General features: G+C 52.0%; 17 protein-coding genes, 3 pseudogenes and 1 riboswitch. Of the genes and pseudogenes, 9 read left to right on the forward strand and 11 right to left on the reverse strand.

Features of this window, described 5'->3' with window-relative positions; translation table 11 throughout:
• The first annotated feature begins 10 nt into the window (after window positions 1-10).
• A complete protein-coding gene (locus DI44_RS11565; RefSeq protein WP_011230457.1) occupies window positions 11-553 on the forward strand; it encodes a cupin domain-containing protein in 543 nt (180 codons plus the stop codon).
• Between the two features lie 46 nt (window positions 554-599).
• Here the strand turns inward: DI44_RS11565 and DI44_RS11560 are convergent, their stop codons facing one another.
• Complete coding sequence (locus DI44_RS11560) at window positions 600-1,334, reverse strand: ZIP family metal transporter (protein WP_014195272.1); 735 nt, start codon at window positions 1,332-1,334, stop codon at window positions 600-602.
• Between the two features lie 216 nt (window positions 1,335-1,550).
• Between DI44_RS11560 and DI44_RS11555 the strand changes: the two genes are divergently transcribed.
• Window positions 1,551-2,000, forward strand: a complete 450-nt coding sequence (locus DI44_RS11555; RefSeq protein WP_014195273.1) for a MarR family transcriptional regulator — start codon at window positions 1,551-1,553, stop codon at window positions 1,998-2,000.
• A gap of 89 nt (window positions 2,001-2,089) precedes the next feature.
• Window positions 2,090-2,656 (forward strand): phosphate propanoyltransferase, encoded by a 567-nt coding sequence (locus DI44_RS11550; protein ID WP_033006192.1) that lies wholly within the window; start codon window positions 2,090-2,092, stop codon window positions 2,654-2,656.
• Window positions 2,657-2,717: 61 nt separating this feature from the next.
• Here the strand turns inward: DI44_RS11550 and DI44_RS11545 are convergent, their stop codons facing one another.
• From DI44_RS11545 to DI44_RS17835, 5 genes and pseudogenes are all read right to left on the reverse strand, one after another.
• Complete coding sequence (locus DI44_RS11545) at window positions 2,718-3,266, reverse strand: short-chain dehydrogenase (RefSeq protein WP_014195275.1); 549 nt, start codon at window positions 3,264-3,266, stop codon at window positions 2,718-2,720.
• Window positions 3,267-3,284: 18 nt separating this feature from the next.
• Window positions 3,285-4,019, reverse strand: a pseudogene (locus DI44_RS0116995) (S9 family peptidase); the annotation flags it as partial.
• 399 nt (window positions 4,020-4,418) lie between these two features.
• A pseudogene (locus DI44_RS0117000) lies at window positions 4,419-5,709 on the reverse strand (S9 family peptidase); the annotation flags it as partial.
• 122 nt (window positions 5,710-5,831) lie between these two features.
• Complete coding sequence (locus DI44_RS11540) at window positions 5,832-7,256, reverse strand: amino acid permease (RefSeq protein WP_033024951.1); 1,425 nt, start codon at window positions 7,254-7,256, stop codon at window positions 5,832-5,834.
• Window positions 7,257-7,332: 76 nt separating this feature from the next.
• A riboswitch (Lysine riboswitch) is annotated at window positions 7,333-7,513 on the reverse strand.
• 288 nt (window positions 7,514-7,801) lie between these two features.
• Window positions 7,802-8,041 (reverse strand): annotated as a pseudogene (locus DI44_RS17835) (transposase); the annotation flags it as partial.
• Between the two features lie 311 nt (window positions 8,042-8,352).
• On the opposite strand from DI44_RS17835, the gene DI44_RS11535 reads away from it, so the two are divergent.
• The 5 genes from DI44_RS11535 (at window position 8,353) to DI44_RS11515 (ending at window position 13,340) form a co-directional block, all read left to right on the forward strand.
• Window positions 8,353-10,047: a M3 family oligoendopeptidase gene (locus tag DI44_RS11535; RefSeq protein ID WP_033024954.1), complete on the forward strand. Its 1,695-nt coding sequence runs from the start codon at window positions 8,353-8,355 to the stop codon at window positions 10,045-10,047.
• A 229-nt stretch (window positions 10,048-10,276) separates the two neighbouring features.
• A complete protein-coding gene (locus DI44_RS11530; RefSeq protein ID WP_033024955.1) occupies window positions 10,277-10,795 on the forward strand; it encodes a GNAT family N-acetyltransferase in 519 nt (172 codons plus the stop codon).
• A gap of 129 nt (window positions 10,796-10,924) precedes the next feature.
• Window positions 10,925-11,653, forward strand: a complete 729-nt coding sequence (locus tag DI44_RS11525) for an ABC transporter ATP-binding protein (protein ID WP_033024957.1) — start codon at window positions 10,925-10,927, stop codon at window positions 11,651-11,653.
• Entirely contained in the window at window positions 11,650-12,675 is a 1,026-nt protein-coding gene (locus DI44_RS11520; protein WP_033024959.1) for an ABC transporter permease, read from the forward strand. The genes DI44_RS11525 and DI44_RS11520 overlap by 4 nt, the downstream gene beginning before the upstream one ends.
• An 11-nt stretch (window positions 12,676-12,686) precedes the next feature.
• The gene (locus DI44_RS11515; protein ID WP_033024961.1) at window positions 12,687-13,340 is read left to right on the forward strand and encodes a TetR/AcrR family transcriptional regulator; all 654 of its coding nucleotides are present in this window, start codon (window positions 12,687-12,689) and stop codon (window positions 13,338-13,340) included.
• A 27-nt stretch (window positions 13,341-13,367) separates the two neighbouring features.
• On the opposite strand, the gene DI44_RS11510 is transcribed toward DI44_RS11515, so the two are convergent.
• The 5 genes from DI44_RS11510 to DI44_RS11490 all read right to left on the reverse strand — a co-directional run bounded on the left by DI44_RS11510 (window position 13,368) and on the right by DI44_RS11490 (window position 17,859).
• The gene (locus DI44_RS11510) at window positions 13,368-13,787 is read right to left on the reverse strand and encodes a DUF86 domain-containing protein (protein WP_033005519.1); all 420 of its coding nucleotides are present in this window, start codon (window positions 13,785-13,787) and stop codon (window positions 13,368-13,370) included.
• The gene (locus tag DI44_RS11505) at window positions 13,777-14,184 is read right to left on the reverse strand and encodes a nucleotidyltransferase domain-containing protein (protein WP_020754944.1); all 408 of its coding nucleotides are present in this window, start codon (window positions 14,182-14,184) and stop codon (window positions 13,777-13,779) included. The genes DI44_RS11510 and DI44_RS11505 overlap by 11 nt, the downstream gene beginning before the upstream one ends.
• A 186-nt stretch (window positions 14,185-14,370) precedes the next feature.
• On the reverse strand, window positions 14,371-14,970 hold the full coding sequence (locus DI44_RS11500) for a hypothetical protein (RefSeq protein WP_011230467.1): 600 nt from the start codon (window positions 14,968-14,970) through the stop codon (window positions 14,371-14,373).
• 21 nt (window positions 14,971-14,991) lie between these two features.
• The gene (locus DI44_RS11495; RefSeq protein WP_020754942.1) at window positions 14,992-15,504 is read right to left on the reverse strand and encodes a hypothetical protein; all 513 of its coding nucleotides are present in this window, start codon (window positions 15,502-15,504) and stop codon (window positions 14,992-14,994) included.
• A gap of 219 nt (window positions 15,505-15,723) precedes the next feature.
• Window positions 15,724-17,859, reverse strand: coding sequence for an ATP-dependent Clp protease ATP-binding subunit (locus DI44_RS11490; protein ID WP_033024962.1), 2,136 nt, complete (start codon window positions 17,857-17,859; stop codon window positions 15,724-15,726).
• Window positions 17,860-18,126: 267 nt separating this feature from the next.
• On the opposite strand from DI44_RS11490, the gene DI44_RS11485 reads away from it, so the two are divergent.
• Entirely contained in the window at window positions 18,127-18,873 is a 747-nt protein-coding gene (locus tag DI44_RS11485; RefSeq protein ID WP_015374266.1) for a FixH family protein, read from the forward strand.
• Window positions 18,874-18,914: the final 41 nt, after the last annotated feature.

Genomic DNA, 18,914 nt, shown 5'->3' on the forward strand with positions numbered 1-18,914 from the left:
GATGTGAACAATGGCAGTCATCAAAGTGAGAAAAACGGGCCAAGTGATTGAAGGAGAAGACAATGTGCGCGCGTTTTTGAACAGTCAAGGGGTGTTGTATGAACATTGGGACATCACGAAACTGCCGGAGCATTTGCGCGATAAATATGTTCTGACAGATGAAGAAAAAAATGAAATTTTAGCGACGTTCAAAGACGAAATTGAAGATTTAGCGGCGCGCCGCGGCTACAAAACGTGGGATATCGTCGCTCTGTCCGACGCGACGCCGAACTTGGATGAGTTGCTGAAAAAATTTGAACAAGTGCACATCCATACGGAAGATGAAGTGCGCGCCATTACGGCCGGCCATGGCATTTTCATCATCAAAGGCGACAAAGAAACCGGCTATTTTGATGTAGAGCTTGAAGCCGGCGACGTCATTTCCGTGCCGGAAGGGAATCCGCATTACTTTACGCTCATGGATGACCGTCGGGTCGTTGCGGTGCGCTTGTTTATCGACCCGTCCGGCTGGGTCGCTCATCCATATGAAGAAAAAGAGGAAGCCGTCCAATAACAATGAACGCCCCGCTGCTTATATACAGGCAGCGGGGTTGTTTTCGTTAAAACGATTGTGTTAGAAAAATCATAAACAAAATGCCGACAATAAACGCGTACGTCGATGTCCGTTCATTTCCATCGCCATGGCTTTCGGGAATGAGCTCTTTGTAAATGATAAACAGCATCGCCCCGGCGGCAAACGCCAACCCGTATGGAACGAGGCCGCGGAAGAGAGAGGTTAAATAAAAGCCGAGCAAAGACGTCACAATTTCGACCGCGCCGGTTAACGTGGCAATGACAAACGCTTTAAAGCGGCCAATCTGCTGATTGACTAAAAACAAGGCGACCAAAAATCCTTCCGGCGCGTTTTGCAAGCCGATGGCCAATGCGATCAAATTGCCGATTTGCGAAGCGCCGTCTGAGGCGTAGCTCACCCCGACTGACAGCCCTTCGGGGAGATTGTGCATCGCAATGGCGGCGATGATGAGCATCGCCTTTTCGTCGAATTGCAAGCCGCTTTTCGTATGCTCCAAGTCGATATGGGGGACGGTCATCTCAAGCAACGTTAACACGAGCACCCCCGCCGCCAATCCGATGGCGAGCGCCTCAAAACCGCCGGACCGCAGGGCCTCGGGAATAAGACTTGTCATCGAGGCCGCCATCATAATGCCGGCTGAAAACGCGAGGAGCACATCGCGCCAGCGGTGGGTGAGCGATTTGGCCATAAACAAAATCGGCACAGCGCCAAGTCCGGTCGATAAGGCGGACAGCACACTGCCGGTCAATACCCCGTTCATCCAATTCCCCCTTCATCAGCCTTTATTTTTTCATATGCGCCGTTTCCACAAATGTGACAATCGCCCAAGCGCTGCCCTATCACAAAATTATCATAGCGAAAGGAACGGCCGCTGGCGAGAAAAATGGACCAGCGCCTGGCAAAAACGGTTGCCTGCCTGTTTGCTGTTCAAGTATAATGCAAGTAAGAAATGGTTAAATGCAAAGGGTTGGATGGCATGGAACAAAAAGAGCAAGAACTCGAGCAATCGCTAAAGTTGTTTATCGTATTGTCGCGGGCTTACCGCGCCGTAAGCGACCAAGTGAACAAATCAATCCACTCATTCGGGGTCAATCCGACCGAATTTGCCGTGTTAGAATTGTTATACCATAAAGGGGATCAGCCGCTCCAGCAAATTGGCGAAAAAATTTTGCTGGCGAGCGGGAGCATCACCTACGTCATTGACAAACTGGAAAACAAAGGATTGATCGTCCGCCGCGCCTGCGAAAAGGACCGGCGCGTCACGTACGCGTCCATTACAGAAGAGGGGCGGCGGTTTATTGAGCGCGTATTTCCCGAGCATGCGGAAAAAATTCACGAAACGGTTTCGGCGCTGACGGCGGCAGAAAAAGAGCAGGCGATTGCGCTGCTGAAAAAATTAGGATATGGGGCAAAAACAAGGGGCTGACGCGAGGTCGGCCTCTTTAATTTTGCCGGAAATGGATACGTTATATAAAGAACATACCATAGCCAGCAAAAAAGGAGAGATCACCATTGATGGTTCCAGTAGGGGTATCGAATCGCCACATTCATTTATCAAAAGAACACATGGCGGCGCTGTTTGGCGAAGGCGCCGAGCTGACGGTGCTCAAGCCGTTGTCGCAGCCTGGCCAGTTCGCCGCCAAGGAAACGGTGACGGTCGAAGGGCCGAAAGGGAAAATTGAAAACGTCCGCGTCCTCGGACCGGTCCGTTCGCTCACCCAGCTTGAAATTTCGAAAACCGACAGCTTCAAGCTCGGCGTCGCGCCCCCGGTCCGCTTATCCGGCGATATTGACGGAACGCCGGGCATTACGATTCACGGACCGAAGGGGACGGTGACTGTCGACAAAGGGGTGATCATTGCCAAGCGCCACATTCATATGACGCCGAAAGATGCCGAGACGTTTGGCGTCCGCGATAAACAAGTTGTGAAAGTGAAAACGCAAGGGGAGCGGGCGCTCATTTTTGACGAAGTGATCGTCCGCGTCAGCGAAGATTTTGCATTAGATATGCACATTGACACCGATGAAGCGAACGCGGCCGGCTTGAAAACGGGCGATTATGTCGAACTGCTTCCATCGTGAAACCATCCGCGCCAAAGGCGGACAAAGCGCCCTCTCGGTACAAACGAGAGGACGCTTCCCATTAATGCGGCCGCTTCTTCTCTGATGCTAGTGTGCCGACAAGATGAAACGGCGCATCACGCCGAATGGCGTCAATGACGCCGCTGCTGATTTCTTGATGGGTGAGCCAACGCGTGCTGTGCTCTTCGATCACGAAGCCAAGCTGAATTTGCCGGTACAGGCAAGCGGAAGACAAACGGAGTTCCCGCTTTGCCTCGGCCGGATGGGCCCGGCTGCCGAGCACGTGGAACAGACGCCAAGGACCGGGATGTCTGCTATTTTCCCGGATGATGGCCGGAAACGCCTGTTTCCCGTCGCTGTGCACCCATGCGACAACAAGGTCGAAGGCTCTGTTTTCATTGATTGTTTGGTGAATCAAGGAACATAGTACATCATGATCGCGATAATCGACCAAAAGCGGGGTAATGGCCTCCAGATGTGCGGCGCGGGCGATGAGCCGTTCCATCCGTTCCCTGTTCCGGGCGACGATGGATACATGGTACCCTTCTCGCACGAGCCAAAGCGACACGTCGGTTAACATGCCTGTCCCACCGATGACGAGTGCGTGCATGGTGGTTCTCCTTTCGGATTAATGCGATGCTCCTTTCAAATAGCGGTCAAACCAGTCGACGATATGGCGAAGACGCTCAAGCCGAAGAGCAGGGTTGCCGGTGCGCGACAAATCGTGGTTGGCGTCCGGAAAGCGGACGAGCTTTGTTTCCCGCCCGAGCTGCTTTAAGGCGACAAACAGCTGTTCGGCCTGCTCGATTGGGCAGCGGTAATCGCGTTCGCTATGCAAAATTAACAGCGGTGTGCGCATGTGTTTGACGTATTTGAGCGGCGAATGATGCCAAAGCCGCTCAGCGTCTTCCCAAACGTCGCAGCCGACTTCCCATTTCGTGAAAAAGTAGCCGATGTCGCTCACGCCGGAGAAGCTGAGCCAGTTGGAAATCGAACGTTGAGTGACAGCCGCTTTGAATCGGTCGGTATGCCCAACGATCCAGTTCGTCATAAATCCGCCGTAGCTGCCGCCGGTGACGCCAAGCCGTTCTTTGTCAATAAAGTCGAACTTGCTGATGGCGGCGTCGACGCCAGCCATAATGTCTTCATAATCCATGCCGCCATAGTCGCCGCGCACCGCATTGACAAACGACTGGCCGTATCCGTGGCTGCCGCGCGGGTTCGTAAACAGCACGGCATAACCGGATGAAGCGAGCAGCTGCAATTCATGGAAAAACGTAAATCCATACATCGCATGCGGCCCGCCGTGAATTTCGACGACAAGCGGCGCCTTTTCTCCTTCGTCAAGCTTAGGCGGTTTCATCCTATTTCGCGCAGGAGACTCCCACTTCAACGACCAAAGGGAGTAAGTGGGAGAGGAATGCGCGTTCCCCCCTTTCTTTTGTGTATGATATAATAAAGGCGTGGAGAAAACCGTTTAATAAAGGCACTCCAATAACTGCTACTCGATGTATGGAGTTGGTTACAGGAAACGTTGTAACCGTAAAACATCGAGCGTAGATCCGTCTGTTGTGTGTGGAAGCCAAGTACTGCCAACAGACACACCGAGAGAATCGGTAACGATGCAGGCATGACCTGCGTCGTTGGGTAGTTGTCAACCTGCCCTGATGCAACCCCAAGTCAAGGAAGGAGGACGAAGTCCGCTTGTACTTCTGGGGAGTTGCAAGCCCCCACTTCAAGCGTTAGCTAAGTGGGGGTAGTTGACGATCCAGCCTTGAATCTCCAAACCGTCCGCCGATCGATACGTAAACGGTTCGGCAGCGGCGAAGGCCACTTCATGTTCAAGCGCTTCATTGGCACGCGTAAGCCGTGTTTTCGTTCCATCGGCAAGCGAGACCGCATATAAATCGCCAACGGACGTAGGCGAGCTGATGGCGGCGACGGCTTGCCGTCCATTCGGATGGACGGTGAATCCGTATAGATGAAAATCTCCTTCGACCACTGGAACGATCGGGCCGGCGAGCGAGACGAAATATGCGTTGACGCGTCCGCGCTCTGAGGCGGTGACATACAGGCCGCTTCCGTCGCTCGCCCAAATCGGGCCCGGGCCTTTCGCATCAGCGTGCATGTCGCCGACCATGGCGTCACCGAGATGGACGTCCCAGTCGGCGGTCAACACCCGCTTCGTTCCACGTTCCGGCTCAAAGACGTAAAGCCGGTGAAGCGTCGCCCCAAGATAAGCCAAATCATGGCCGACGGCGGCAAGCTTCATTCCGTCCGGCGACCAGGCGAGCGAGGCGAACGCGCCGCAGCCGTTCGTCAAGTTCGTTTCTGTTTTTTTCTCGAGATCGAGCAAAATGATGTCGCGGGTAAAGGTGGTGTCCGGATCCTCGTTTCGGTTGGCGACAAAGGCAAGCGTCCGTCCGTTTGGCGAAATCGCAAACGAACCGATTTCCTCCTCGCGGCCCGTCAACGCTTCGATTTTTCCTGACAGCACATCGATGCGCGTGAGCACCGCCCGTTTGCCGTCAAGAAAACCAGCCGCGTCCGATTTGTAATACAGCCGCTCGATCACGCGCGGTTTCAGGTCGGCTCGCTTCACTTCTGCCTTTTCCGGTTCTTCGCGGTCTTCAATCGTTTCATCATCGCCAAGCGTCGTTAGGGCGATGAGAAACGTTCCATCCGGCGACCAGACGTAATCGCGCACGCCGTTTTTGAAAAACGTCAGCTGGCGCGCTTCGCCGCCATTGGCAGGCAGCAGCCAAAGCTGCACACGCCCCGAGCGGTCAGACAAAAAGGCGATCGTTTCGCCGTCCGGGGAAAAGCGCGGCTTCGTGTCGCGACAGCGCCCGAACGTCCATGGACGGACGGCGCCGTCTTCCGTCCACATTATATAGATGGGAGCGGTATTGGTTTTCTTCGTCGATCGATTTTTCCACAAACACGACGCGCGTTCCGTCCGGCGCGTAGTGCGGGTCGCGCACCGAGCGGAGGCGAAGCAAATCTTCCGCCGTCATGCCGCGGCGTTTTGTCGGTTGTTCGTTGTTGTTCATCAGCAAGACCTCTCTTTCCTTCAAAAATGGAACCATCTTGTATATTTCGTCTTACGAAAGAAAAGATCCTGCCCCAAAACAGAAAAAAACGAACGCCCCCATAATGGACGTTCGCTTTTTGGCTATGCCGATAATTTTTGTTTTTCTTTCGCCTGCTGTGCCGCTTTTTTTACTTGCGGATAGAAGATTAGGCCGCTAGCGAGCAGGACAACACCGAGTAGGAAGGTTTTGATGTCTGCCGTGCCAGCGATAACGACCCAGATCGAATACACCGTCGCTAAGGCCGCAATGATTCCGTCAACCATCCGCTCGCGCGCCTCCATGTACGTTTCGCCGGTGAGCGTGAGTTTCAACTGAAAGACGGAAGAGATCAAATACGGGATGAGGTAGGCGAGCGTAGCGATGTAAATGACAAAATCGAACGCTGCCGCCATCGAATGGGAAATGGTCGAGAAAATGAACAGCTGGGCTAATGCATTCGATAGCGTCAACGAGAAGCTTGGGACGTTTTTCTTGTTTTCTCTCAAAAAGGCCGGCAGAAACAGCCCTTGTTTCGCCGCCTGGTACGGCACCTCAGCGCTCAGCAAGATCCAGCCGAGCGTCGAGCCGAGCAGGCTAATGAGCCCAAGACCAGCCAACACGTAGCCGCCCGCCGGTCCGACGATGGCATTGATGGCATCAACGAGCGGTTTTTCCGATTGAATCAGTTCGCGTTGCGGCAAGACGCCCATTACCAAAAAGCTGATGCCAATATAAATGGCCAAAGCGATCAAAAGACCGGCGATCGTCGCCCGTTTTACGTCCGCTTGTTTGCGCGCGCGGGAAGCGAACACCATCGCCGATTCGACGCCGACAAACGCCCAGAGTGTCGATAACGCGGCGTTGTTGATTTGTCCAAGCAAACCGATCGGCTGTCCGTTCCCGTCATAGCGAGGGGCATCAAGCGGGCCGATGACGGCTTTGTCAAAGGCAAACAGCGCGATGACGATAAATAGGAAAAAGCCAAGCACTTTGGCCGCGGTGGCAACAAAATTCAGCTTGCCAGCGCCTTCTACCCCGCGCAAAATGATGATATGCATCCCCCAAAGGAGCGCCGTGCAGACGAGAAACGTCAACAAGTTCCCAAGCTTCAAGGTGAACGCCCCGGCGGTGAACACCGTTTGGCCGCTCGTCAGAACCGGGAAAAACGTCGACAAGTAGCTTGCAAATGTTGTAATGATCGCCACGTTGCCGGCAAAGTTGCCGACCCAGTAGCCCCATGATGACATAAATCCCGATAAAATCGAGAGATTGGAGCCTTTCGGAAACAGCTCCTTCGCGTAAATTTGCGGTCCGCCGCCTAACTCGGGCTTGCGGATTGCCAAGTTGCCAAACACAACCGCCGTCATGAGGACGCCGGCTCCGGTCAACAGCCAGGCGAACATGACGCCGATGGGGCTCGCCGCTTCCGCCAACGAGCGCGGCAGCATGAAAATGCCGGAACCAACCATATTGCCAACGACGAGCGCGGTTAACACCCAAATGCCAAGTTTTCGTTGCTGATCCAAGGTCAAAACGCTCCTTTCAAAAAAAGAAAGCACCCGCGCCTCTTCAGCAGGTGCATGATCGATTCGCATCCAACTGAATGGCGATAGCGCTCCATCGCCCAAGGGCGATGGCAGTCCTGCGCCTGTTCGGCCGCAGGCCCAGCTTGCGCCGCCGGAGCGCGCCGCAAACTTCGGCGGTGAACCCTTTCCCGCTGCGTCATGGACCGCTCCGAGCCTCGGCAGCGCTACTTTTGTTCACCGCAACCTCTATCCCATTGAAGTGGAGAGGGGGTATATGGTTGCCGACACTATCTTACCTGATTCGACAAAAATCGTCAATATGTTTTTGGGAAATACAGAAGATGGGACGAGATTCCCAATCCATGGCCGCTATTTCTAGGGGGAAGAGGGCGCGAATGGGAATATGATTTGTTTTTGAAAAATAGAAATGGTTGCGAAGATCAAGATCATGATAGTTGCCTTCTTTTTCTATGAGGAAATAAAATGGAAATTTGTTCAGAGAATGGTTCATCACTAAAAACTAAAAGATGTACTTGCACTAGCCATTAAAGTATGTTAGCTGTTTCTAACCGAACCCGAAATGCAAAACGTTGGATATTTCTGTATCCGTATCCCCGACGTTTGATCCGCTTAATCTTGTTATTCGTTTCCTCCATTTTCCCATTCGAATAAGACGATAAAATGCATGATATGATTTCGTCTGTTCGTTTGACGAGTGATTTTGCGATGGCTCGCACAACTGAACAAGGACAAAACGAATAACGATGAATCCAAGCCTCCAATTGTTCCAGATTTTGCACATTCTTTCGGAACGTTTGCACGCTCTCTCAGATAAAGATTTCCAACGCGCCTAATGGACCGATGGAAAAGAGAAAGCGCAAAATTTTGGTGAAGAGCCTTTTTATGCGCATATATGGGTGGTTTTTTATATATTATGCAAAGGTTGCGAAATATGAGTGAAATGATTAGTATAATTTGTGGTGGTGAACCCAGAGAATGGGAAATCGAGAAGGATTTTGATGATTCATGGCGAATAAACAGTAGGTCGGTTGAGTGATGAAAAAATGTAAAAATGAAAGGAAAGAAGGGACAGAGCATGAAGTTTTCGGAGTTTCGTTATGAGCGGCCGGACATCGCTCAATTGCAAGCATCGTTTCAAGAAGCGCTTGATTCGTTCCGCCGCGCCGGGAGCGCCGCCTTGCAGCACGAGGCGATGAAGCAAATCAATGCACTGCGCCGCCGCTACAGCACGATGGCGAACCTTTGCCATATTCGCCATACGATCGATACGAACGATGAATTTTATAAAAAAGAGCAAGACTTTTTCGACGAAACGGAGCCAGTCGTCAAGGGGCTTGTCAACGATTATTACCGCGCGCTTGTTTCCTCGCTGTTCCGCGCTGAATTGGAACAAGTGTGGGGGAAACAGCTGTTTGCGTTGGCCGAAACACAGCTGAAAACATACGCGCCGGCGGTTGTCGAAGACTTGCAAAAAGAAAACAAGCTGGCCAGCGAATATACGAAGCTCATTGCATCGGCGAAAATCATGTTTGAAGGAGAGGAGCGGACGCTCGCCCAGCTGCAGCCGTTTGTCGAGTCGCCGGACCGCACGATGCGCCAACGGGCGAGCGAAGCGCGGTTTTCGTTTTTCACGGACCACGAAAAAGAGCTCGATGAGCTGTATGATGAGCTCGTCCACGTCCGCACAGCGATCGCCCGGAAGCTTGGGTTCAAAAACTTTGTTGAGCTCGGCTATGCCCGTTTAGGACGGACCGATTACAATGCCGACATGGTTGCCAATTTCCGCCGGCAAGTGAAAACACACATCGTTCCGCTCGCGTCCAGGCTGCGCGAGCGCCAGCGGCAGCGCATCAAGGTCGAGAAGCTCTACTATTACGATGAGCCGTTTATGTTTTCAACCGGCAACCCGGCGCCGAAAGGGGATGCCGATTGGATCGTCGAAAACGGCCGGCGCATGTATGAAGAGCTGTCGCCGGAAACAGGCGAGTTTTTCCGCTATATGGTCGAACATGAATTGATGGACCTCGTCGCCAAAAAAGGAAAGGCGGGCGGCGGCTATTGCACGTATATCGATGATTACAAGGCGCCGTTTATTTTCTCGAACTTTACCGGGACGTCCGGCGACATTGATGTGCTCACCCATGAAGCCGGACATGCGTTCCAAGTGTATGAAAGCCGCCATTACGACATTCCGGAATACAACTGGCCGACGCTTGAGGCGTGTGAAATCCATTCGATGAGCATGGAGTTTTTCACCTGGCCGTGGATGGAGCTCTTTTTCGCCGACGACGCCGACAAATACCGATTCGCCCATTTGAGCGACGCGCTTTTGTTTTTGCCGTACGGCGTGGCGGTCGATGAATTCCAGCACGCGGTCTATGAGAACCCGGATATGACGCCAGCTGAGCGGAAGAAAACATGGCGTGACATCGAGAACGTGTATTTGCCGACAAGAGACTACGCCGGCCATGACTACCTTGAGCGCGGCGGGTTTTGGCAGCGGCAAGGGCACATTTACACCGACCCGTTTTATTACATTGATTACACCCTTGCGCAAGTGTGCGCGTTCCAATTTTGGAAGCGGGCGCAAGACGACCGGGCTGCGGCGTGGCGCGACTATGTGGCGCTTTGTCGATTGGGCGGCAGCCGGCCGTTCACCGAGCTCGTCCAAAGCGCCAACCTACAGTCGCCGTTTGCTGACGGGGCGGTCGCTTCGGTCGTCGGCCATATTGAACGATGGCTCGACAGCGTCGATGACAAAGCCTTGTAAAAAGAAGCAAAAAAGGCGGGCGGGAACGGCACCGCCCTGCTTTTCTTTATCATCTCGCGCCGAGAAGACCCCCACTTCCACACGTGAGCAGAAGAGGGTGGGGATGGCTTGGTTGACAGCCTGCTGTGGGGCGGGTGTTCCCAAGAATCTCCCACCTCAAAGCTCAAGCGTAGGAGGGAGAGCGTTCAATTTGAAAACTTCTATCAAACTGGGGAAAAGGGGGAAAACGATGATCCGTAAAGCCACATGGGCCGACGCACCGGCCATCGCTTCGGTCCACGTTGAAAGTTGGAAGACGACATACAGCGGCATCGTGCCAGACGCATACTTGGAGACGTTGTCAGTGGGAGAAAAACAACCCTTATGGGAGAAGGTGCTCAGCCAATCGGGTCATTCTGTGTTTGTCGCCGAGGAAAACGGGCGCGTCGTTGGATTTGTCTCCGGCGGACCAAATCGGGCAGCCGACGGTCCGATAGCGAAGTATGACGGGGAGCTGTATGCGATTTATTTGCTTAAAGAGGTGCAAGGAAAAGGGCTCGGCCGGCAACTCGTTCAAGCGTTGACCCGCGATTTGGCGCAAAAAGGCATTCATTCGCTGGTCGTCTGGGTGCTTGCCGACAATCCGTCACGCGGTTTTTACGAACGGCTTGGCGGTGAAAAACTGGCCGAGGAAAGGGTGGAAATCGGTGGAAAAGCATTATGGGAGTGGTGCTACGGCTGGCGAGACGTCCAATTGATGGAACAGTAGGTGGACTGCCGAACCGTCGGCAGCTTAAAAAATGTATTTTGTGAGTGATTACTCACTTTACAAAAAGGTTTATCTTTTTTATACTATATATGAGTGATTACTCACTACTATGCAAAGGGGAGAAAAGCAATGACCGCCAATCCATGTATTCAAGTCGAGCGTGTCTCCAAGCGGTTTGGAAAAAAAGTGGTCATCCACGATGTGTCGTTGGATGTCCGCGCGGGAGAAATTTTCGGTCTGCTCGGCCCGTCGGGTGCAGGAAAAACGACGTTGGTGCGCATGATCGCCGGCATTGATCAAGCGAGTGAAGGGACGATTCGCGTGCTCGGCGTGAATATGCCCAATCTTGGCGCCATGAAGCGGATCGGCTTTATGGCCCAGTCGGATGCCCTGTACGGAGAATTGACCGCGCTGGAGAACATGCAATTTTTTGCTTCCATCTACGGGTTGCGAGGGAAAAAACAAAAAGAGCGGATCGATGACATGTTGGCGCTTGTCAACTTAACGAATGATCGAAAAAAGCCGGTGCACCAATATTCAGGAGGGATGAAGCGTCGGTTGTCGCTGGCGATCGCCTTGCTTCATGAACCGGACGTGCTTATTTTGGATGAGCCGACGGTCGGCATCGATCCGGTGCTGCGCCAATCGATTTGGGCGGAGCTTGAGCGGATTCGCCAGCGCGGCACAACCATTGTCGTCACGACCCATGTGATGGATGAAGCGGAAAAGTGCGGGCGGCTTGGCATGATTCGCGAAGGCCGTCTGATCGCCGTCGGCCGCCCGGATGAATTGAAACAGGAAGCAGGCGCGGAAACGATTGAGCAAGCGTTTTTGACGTTTGGAGGTGTCCGTCGATGAGAGTGTTGGCCATTGTCGTCCGCATCATCCGCCAGTTTTTCCGCGACAAGCGCACGCTGGCGCTCATGATTGTCGCGCCGATGTTCGTCTTGTTGTTAATGGATTTGGTGTTTAATGGCGAAGAATACAAACCAGCCATTGCCGTCAGCGAACACGTGCCTGAGGTGGTTGTTGACAAGTTGAAAGAAGCAGGAGCGAACGTGAAAGAGCTGTCAGCAAAACAAGCGCGAAAGCAGCTGGACGATCAAGACATTGACGCGTGGCTTGACATGAGCGGAAGCGCTCCGCACCTTACGCTGGAAGGAAGCGACCCGACGGCCAATCAGGCTGTGATGGCCGCGGTGCAAAAGGCGTTTCAGTCCATGGCGCCCAAGCCCCCGTTTCAGCTGAAAACAACGTATTGGCACGGATCAAGCGACATGGCGTCGTTTGATTATTTCGGCCCGGTGCTCATCGGCTTTTTCATCTTCTTTTTCGTCTTTTTGATCGCCGGGGTATCGTTTTTGCGTGAGCGGACGAATGGGACGCTCGAGCGGTTGATGGCGACGCCGCTCAGGCGCTGGGAAATGGTCGCCGGCTACATGGTCGGGTTCGGGCTGTTTACGACGATTCAAGCAAGCTTAATTTCATGGTTTGCTATTGATGTGCTCGACATGATGATGGAGGGTTCGTTCGGGTATGTGCTGCTCATTACGTTTTTGCTGGCGATGACGGCGCTGGCGCTCGGGATGCTGCTGTCGGCGTTTGCCAACAACGAGCTGCAAATGATGCAGTTTATCCCGCTTGTCGTCGTGCCGCAAGTGTTTTTTTCCGGCTTGTTCAACCTTGACACGATGGAAGAATGGCTGCGTTCGCTGAGCGTCGTCATGCCGCTCAACTACGGGGCGGATGCGCTGCGCGATATTATGGTGCGCGGAGAGGGGTGGAGCGCTATCGCTGTTGACGTATACGTGCTGCTTGGTTTCACGCTGCTGTTTATGGTACTAAATGTAGTAACGCTGAAAAAATATCGCAAGCTGTAAGGGGTAGAGCAATGAGCGAGCATTCATGGATTCAGGAATTGCTGCAAATCGGCGGCAAGGAAGGGCAGTTCAGCGAAAAGCAGCTAAAAATTTTGGAAGCTGCCGTTGAAATGTTCGCCGAGAAAGGCTATGCGGCGACGTCGACGAGCGAAATCGCCAAAAAGGCTGGGGTGGCGGAAGGGACGATCTTCCGCCATTATAAGACGAAAAAAGATTTATTGCTGGCCATCGTCACGCCGACGTTGTTTCATTCCGTCGCCCCGTTTTTGGCGAAAGAATTCGTCCGCGAAGTGTTTGATAACGAATATGAGACGTATGAACAGTTTTTGCGCGCGGTGCTCGCCAACCGCTACACCTTTGTGAAAACGTATTTGCCGGCGATTCGCGTGCTTTGGCAGGAGGTTGCCTTTCATTCCGAGATTAAACAGTGCTTTCAACGCGTGTTTACAGAGCACGTGTATCCAAAATTTGCCCGTATTGTCCGCCATTTTCAAGAAAAAGGGGAGTTGGCCGAGCTGCCGGTTGATTCGGTCATCCGCTTGACGATCACATCGCTCACCGGCTTTTTGGCCGCCCGCTTTCTCCTTTTGCCTGATCACCATTGGGACGATGAGGCGGAAATGGAGCGGACGATTCACGTGTTGATGAACGGTCTGCGGCGCTAACCGGCCGGCTTCCGCGTGGGAGCCGGCCTAGCCGTTTTTCTTGGCATAATCGAGGATGGCTTTGGCAAAGTGTTTAAAATCATCGAGATGGTGGTCGATGATGGCTTGCAAAATGCCAAGGTTCAGTTGTTGGTAGTTGTGAACGGCGATGTTGCGGAATCCGACCATCGCCTTCATCTTTTTGCTTACGGAAGGGGAGATGACCCCATGTTCTTCGAGGAGAGCGAACGCATCGCGGCTATGCTGCGGCAGTCCGAATTTCTGCTCGGCCACGATATGCATGGCCAAATCGATGCATGCCTCGCACGCCCGCTGTAAATTGAGAATGATCGAGTCTTGTTTTGTATAATTTTGTAAATTTTGGGGGTCGTGGTCATATTCTTCGTCAATTCGTTTCAGACATCGTTCAATGATGCTGACCTTATTCAAAATCACATCATGTTTCATACACCGACCCACTTTCTGCAATTCGTTTTAATACTGGCGCCCTCTCTTCATTCAGCTTTGCATACATTTTCAACGTTTTCATTTCAAACTCCATTCGTTTCCGTTCGTCGCAACAATCGATCACCTTTCCGCTCGAGACGACTTGCGCTTGAAACACGGTGCTGGCTTGGCGCAAATCGACAAGATCGACATCTCGCCCTAACTTGTCAGCCAAATGCCCCGCGAGCCGAAACAGCTCATACGGATCATGCGGTTCGCCGTCGCTGACAAAGGCGATATCGACATCACTGTCCGAGCGCATCGCCCCACGGGCGGCTGAACCGAACAGGTAGATGACGAACGGGTGAAGAGCCGGGCGGAGCGTCTGAATGATGATCGTCTCCATTTCGTTTGGCAATCGCGATGCCCCCTTGCGTTTTTCTTCATTATAGCAAAATTTTTTCGTTCCTGGAGAAAAGACGGAAAAAGAAAAAGAGGCGATGGCGACCGCCCCTTTTTACAGCGAAAATCCTTTATTCGTGCGAAAGAGTCTGACCTCAAGAAACGGACGTGCGGTCGATGAAAACGTTTGACCGAACGGCCGTCATTTTCTTGCACCACCGTCTTCCGAAATGACGCTGGATCCTTTGTTTGGGTCGAACGATTGGTACCATTGAACATCATTGAAAATATGCACGGGGAACCGTTCTTTGTCCAAAATGAGAAGATTGTACCGCAAGTCTCCATGATTGATTCGATTGATCAAATCTTTTGGTATATCATTTGTCCAAGTGGAAGAAATGGTGATGGTATATGATAACTGTCCGTTTGCCGGCAAAGGGCCTTTGACAGCGTTGGAACGGTCAACATGGGTCAGACGCGAGAGTTCCTCTGGATATTGAATGACGAAATAGTAATCTCGATACTGTTCAAGCAAACGGTACAGCTGTTCCGAGATGGTGTAATGAATCGTCAGCTCGATCGATCGACTTGTCGCCTTTGCAATAAATTGATTGACTAGAAAATGCGGAGGGAGAAATTTCTGTTCCAACGATAACGGCTTTTGTTCCGTCTCCGCTTTTTCATGTTCCTGCTTTGCTTTCTCCAACGGATGCAGCGCAACAGGGGCGGGGTCGTGTCCGCGTTCGCACGCCGCCAGCAAGAGAAAGCAGATGAAAAGGGGATGGAAAAATTTTTTGCTCATAAAATCACCATTCATGAGTGTTTAGTTTTGTTTAATGCTGTCGGAATATCCCTCATATGTCCATTGTCCGCTGACGGTTTTCGAGCTGATGAGAGTTCCTCTGCTGTAGTAATTTTCTTTACCGGTCGCTTTCACCCAACGGCTTCCATATCGAAGGGTATAGGTGGAATAAGGAGGGATCGTCCAAGTAACAGTTGTTGTTTTTTCCACCCGCGCTCCTAAACTTACTTCCGTACTAATTCCTACTTCCAGGACCATCTCGTTAAATGTGGACGACGAAGAAACAGTAGCGGTTGCATACGCTTCTCTCTTGACTGTGTGGGAAACAGTGTCAGTAGTAGATTTGTTGTTTACGTGGGTATGAGTCCAATAAATGGTCAGCCCTCTTGTATCTGTGCTGTGAACGTATTCATATCCATCATAAGGGATATAGGTTGGATTGATTTCTGCTTCTGTCTTATTAAATGGGGTAAGAGAAAGCAATCCAGCCAAAAGAATCGGACTAATGGTTTGAATCATCTTTCTTTTGAACATCACAATCCCTCCTAATATTTAGAATTTATAACTTATTTTTAGCAAAAAAAAAGTAAGTGTCAATAATATTTCCAAAAAAATTATTTTATAAAATATTCACCCCTTCACTAAAAGTGTGCTTGACTGAATCGAGGTGAAAAATCGGTTTGATAAACGGTCCATTGGAAAGAAAGATCCGCCGAAAGCAAAATTGATGTTCGGCGGATCCTCTGTTGTAAGTTATGATTCGATTTTCGCCACAATGGCGTCCCCTTCTGCGTCGATGCGGATTGCGCGCACGGGACTGCTTGCGTCAAGCAGGCAGTCGGCGATGTTGTCTTCGACATGCTCTTGGATGACACGGCGGAGCGGGCGGGCGCCAAAGGCCGGATGGTAGCCGAGTTCGGCCAGTTTTTCTTTCGCCGCTTCGGTCACTTCGAGTTCAATGCCTTGTTCGCGCATCGCCGCTTTGACGTCAGCGAGCATCAAATCGACGATTTGGAGCAAGTGCTGTTTTTCGAGCGGCTTGAACTCGATGATGGCGTCGAAGCGGTTCAAAAATTCCGGCTTGAAGTAGGCGCTCAAAGAGTCAAGGACGCTTGTTTGCCCGTTGCCCTCTTTTTCAAAGCCGACGGTGATTTTTTTGTCGGTCGCACCGGCGTTGCTTGTCGCGATGATGACCGTGTCTTTGAAGCTGACGGTGCGGCCTTGGCTGTCGGTTAGGCGGCCATCTTCTAAAATTTGCAAGAAGATGTGCTGTACATCCGGGTGCGCCTTTTCAATCTCGTCAAGCAAGATGATGCTGTACGGATTGCGGCGCACTTTTTCCGTCAGCTGGCCGGCTTCTTCAAAGCCGACATAGCCCGGCGGCGAACCGATCAGCTTCGAGACGGAATGTTTCTCCATGTATTCGCTCATATCGAGGCGAATCATGGCGTCTTTTGTGCCAAACAGCTCCTCGGCGAGCGTTTTGGCGAGCTCCGTTTTCCCGACGCCGGTCGGGCCGACGAACAAGAACGAACCGATCGGGCGGTGTTTCGCTTTCAAGCCGGCGCGGCTGCGGCGAATGGCTTTCGCGACTTTTTTCACCGCTTCCGCTTGGCCGATCACTTTTTTCGCCAAGTGTTCTTCAAGATGTTTCATTTTTTCTTTTTCATCGGCTTGCAGCTTGCCGACCGGGATGCCGGTTTTCTCGGCGATGATTTGCTCGATGTCCGCCACATCGACTGTTGGGCGTTCTTGGGTGACGCCTTGCTCGAGTTGTTTCTCAAGCTTCAGCTCTTCAGCGCGCAGTTTCGCCGCCAGTTCATAGTTTTCCTCTTTCGCCGCTTGTTCTTTTTCTTTCGCGATTTGGATCAATCGCTCTTGCAGTTGCTTTTCATCGGTCGGGCCGAGGCGCAAGTTCGCTTTCGAGCCGGCCTCATCCAACAAGTCGATCGCCTTGTCCGGGAGGAAGCGGTCTTGAATGTAGCGGTGCGACAGTTTCACGCACGCTTCGATCGCCTCGTCCGTATAGCGGACATGATGGAATTGTTCATATTTTGGCTGAATGCCTTTTAAGATGGCGATCGCTTCCTCAACGGTCGGCTCGTGGACGATGACCGGTTGGAAGCGGCGCTCAAGAGCCGCGTCTTTTTCAATTTGCCGGTATTCTTTGAGCGTCGTCGCCCCAACGACTTGCAGTTCCCCGCGGGCGAGCGCCGGTTTTAAAATATTGCCGGCGTCCATCGACCCTTCGGCAGCGCCAGCGCCGACGAGCAGGTGGATTTCGTCAATGAACAAGATGATGTTTTTCCGCTCTTGCAATTCGGCGATGAGCCGTTTCATCCGCTCTTCAAACTGGCCGCGGATGCCGGTGTTGGCAACAAGCGAAGCGACGTCAAGCAAGTACACTTCTTTGTTCAACAGTTTTTCTGGCACTTGCCCTTCGGCGATTTTCAGCGCGAGCCCTTCAACGATGGCTGTTTTCCCGACACCCGGCTCCCCGATCAACACCGGGTTGTTTTTGTTGCGGCGGTTTAAAATTTCGATCACGCGGGCGATTTCTTTGTCGCGGCCGATGACCGGATCGATCAAGCCCGCTTTCGCCATTTGCGTCAAGTTGCGGCCGAATTGATCCAAAAATCCACCGCCATGGCTTTGCGGGCGCTTCGCCATCGTTTTCGGCGCGCTCATTCCGGCGTTGGCGGCTGTGAACGGGCTAGTAAAGAAGTCATCAAAGGAAAACGGTGAAAAGCCGAAGTTCATCGGAATGGACAGTTGTTGTTTTTGCTTTTCATAGCATTCATGGCACAGGTGAAGTTGTTGTTTTTCCCCGTTCCATTGCAAGTTGACAAACACTGTTGCTTCACGTTGTTGGCATGCTTGGCATAGCATGAGACATACCCCCTTTTCTCTTATTCGGGATTTGACTTTGACTTTCTTTGACTTTCTGACTTTATTATACTTTGACCTTTTTTGACTTTCAAGTGTTTTGTACAAAAAAATTGTAATAACGATGAAATGTTTTTGAAAAAATGGTGAATACTAATGTAGGTGCGGCAAAGCTATGATAAAGTGAAAAACAGAAAAAGAGGCGGAAAAGACTCCGTCTTTGGTGCTCATGATGATCATGAATTTGAAGGAAAAAGGAGAAAGGTGAAGATGAGAAGACAGGTTGGTTTCGCGTTTGCTGTTGTACTTTTGGGGATGATGATCATGGCTGCTTGTACAAATCACAACAAGCAAGCCGAGACGCCGGCCGTGCTTGACGTGAAAATCGATGCGCCGGATCATATCGATTTGAACAAACCGACCAAGCTCGCCTGCGTCGTGACGTACGGCGGCGAAAAAGTAGACGATGCGAACGAAGTCAAGTTTGAAGTATGGAAGCATGGAAGCGACGAGCGGGAAATGCTTGAAGCGAAGCATGACGGCGACGGCCGATACTCGGTGGAAAAAACGTTCACCGAAGCGGGAACATATTCGGTGGTCGCCCATGTGACGGCGCGCGACATGCATAACATGCCGAAGAAAGATATTGTCGCCGGCAGCCCGGAACAGGCGGCGACGGCTGACGGTGCGCGCGAAAATTCCCAAGGCAGTGCTGAAGAACACCATCATGGCGCCGTCGCCATTTCGCTGTCGTCCCGTTCGTTCGAAGCCGGAAAACCGGCGGCATTGACCGTTCACCTCACCAAAGATGGGAAGCCGTTTACGAACGCCACCGTTCGCTTTGAAATTTGGCAGGCGGACAATAAGCATGAATTTGTGGATGCAGATGAAAAAGGAAACGGCGAATACGAAGCCATGGCCACGTTTGCCAACAAGGGAACGTATTCGGTGAAAGTGCACGTCGAAGGAAGCGGCGGGCTGCACGAACATCAAGTCGAACAGGTGACGGTTCATTGATGGAAACGCGATTTCACATCGCACGTCATATTCATGAAATG

Origin of the sequence: Geobacillus sp. CAMR5420, assembly GCF_000691465.1 — a bacterium.
Taxonomy (GTDB): domain Bacteria; phylum Bacillota; class Bacilli; order Bacillales; family Anoxybacillaceae; genus Geobacillus; species Geobacillus thermoleovorans.

Coding starts and splice junctions, on each gene's coding strand:
- DI44_RS11565 (WP_011230457.1), top strand. CDS start 11: ATGGCAGTCATCAAAGTGAGAAAAACGGGCCAAGTGATTGAAGGAGAA.
- DI44_RS11560 (WP_014195272.1), bottom strand. CDS start 1,334: ATGAACGGGGTATTGACCGGCAGTGTGCTGTCCGCCTTATCGACCGGA.
- DI44_RS11555 (WP_014195273.1), top strand. CDS start 1,551: ATGGAACAAAAAGAGCAAGAACTCGAGCAATCGCTAAAGTTGTTTATC.
- DI44_RS11550 (WP_033006192.1), top strand. CDS start 2,090: ATGGTTCCAGTAGGGGTATCGAATCGCCACATTCATTTATCAAAAGAA.
- DI44_RS11545 (WP_014195275.1), bottom strand. CDS start 3,266: ATGCACGCACTCGTCATCGGTGGGACAGGCATGTTAACCGACGTGTCG.
- DI44_RS11535 (WP_033024954.1), top strand. CDS start 8,353: ATGAAGTTTTCGGAGTTTCGTTATGAGCGGCCGGACATCGCTCAATTG.
- DI44_RS11530 (WP_033024955.1), top strand. CDS start 10,277: ATGATCCGTAAAGCCACATGGGCCGACGCACCGGCCATCGCTTCGGTC.
- DI44_RS11525 (WP_033024957.1), top strand. CDS start 10,925: ATGACCGCCAATCCATGTATTCAAGTCGAGCGTGTCTCCAAGCGGTTT.
- DI44_RS11520 (WP_033024959.1), top strand. CDS start 11,650: ATGAGAGTGTTGGCCATTGTCGTCCGCATCATCCGCCAGTTTTTCCGC.
- DI44_RS11515 (WP_033024961.1), top strand. CDS start 12,687: ATGAGCGAGCATTCATGGATTCAGGAATTGCTGCAAATCGGCGGCAAG.
- DI44_RS11510 (WP_033005519.1), bottom strand. CDS start 13,787: ATGAAACATGATGTGATTTTGAATAAGGTCAGCATCATTGAACGATGT.
- DI44_RS11500 (WP_011230467.1), bottom strand. CDS start 14,970: ATGAGCAAAAAATTTTTCCATCCCCTTTTCATCTGCTTTCTCTTGCTG.
- DI44_RS11495 (WP_020754942.1), bottom strand. CDS start 15,504: ATGTTCAAAAGAAAGATGATTCAAACCATTAGTCCGATTCTTTTGGCT.
- DI44_RS11490 (WP_033024962.1), bottom strand. CDS start 17,859: ATGCTATGCCAAGCATGCCAACAACGTGAAGCAACAGTGTTTGTCAAC.
- DI44_RS11485 (WP_015374266.1), top strand. CDS start 18,127: ATGAGAAGACAGGTTGGTTTCGCGTTTGCTGTTGTACTTTTGGGGATG.